This window comes from Oleiphilus sp. HI0123 (assembly GCF_001635315.1).
On record NZ_LWGE01001903.1, the window covers coordinates 1 to 835 of the forward strand.

At 49.0% G+C, this 835-nt stretch carries 1 protein-coding gene; it reads right to left on the minus strand.

Annotated features, from left to right (window positions below; all coding sequences use genetic code 11):
- Positions 1-82 precede the first annotated feature (82 nt).
- Positions 83-835, minus strand: a 753-nt coding sequence (locus A3761_RS25295; RefSeq protein ID WP_068751147.1) for a methyl-accepting chemotaxis protein, incomplete at its 5' end; no start/stop codon positions are given.

The following is an 835-nucleotide window of genomic DNA, read 5'->3' on the forward strand; positions in this document are numbered from 1 at the left end:
TTGTAAATCCAGTTTACTAAAGTCGAAAAAAAAGACCGGAAATATACCGGTCTTTTTTGAGTATGAGCGATATCAAGTGTTTTTAGAAGTCTTCCCACTCATCGTCTTCTGAAAACGAAGCTGCACCGTTATCCTCTTGCGCAGCACTGCTTGCCTGGTAGGTGATGACAGGTTCTTCTGTGGGCTCTGGTGCACTGTAACTTGCTGCAGGTGTTGACGGAGCTGAAGCGAAGGAGGGAGAAGAACTATGCGAGCTCTGCGAAGCATCTAAGCGGAAGAAGGCAATCAGGCGATTCATGTTGCTCGCTTCTTCAGACATTGAACGGCTTGCAGCAGAGGTTTGCTCAACCAAAGCCGCGTTCTGCTGAGTCATTTCGTCCATTTGCGCAACGGCCTGATTGATTTGACTGATACCGCTATTTTGTTCGATTGCTGCAGTGTTGACGTCATTGATCATCTTGGCAACGCGATCAACTGACTGGACGATGTCATTGAGCATTTGCCCAGACTGGTTAACCATGGCTGAGCCAGATTCTACCTTGTTTACACTGTCACGAATCAAGTCTTTGATTTCCTTCGCCGCGGCAGCAGAACGTTGCGACAAGGTTCGAACCTCTCCCGCTACGACGGCAAAACCACGCCCTTGCTCACCGGCTCTTGCTGCTTCAACCGCAGCATTCAAAGCGAGTAGATTGGTTTGGAAGGCAATTTCATCGATCACGCCAATAATGTCGTTGATTTTGTTGCTAGATTCCATGATCTCACGCATCGCACCCACGGCACCTTGAACCACTTCACCCCCTTGTTCCGCTTTACGCTTCGCATCGCTTGCCAT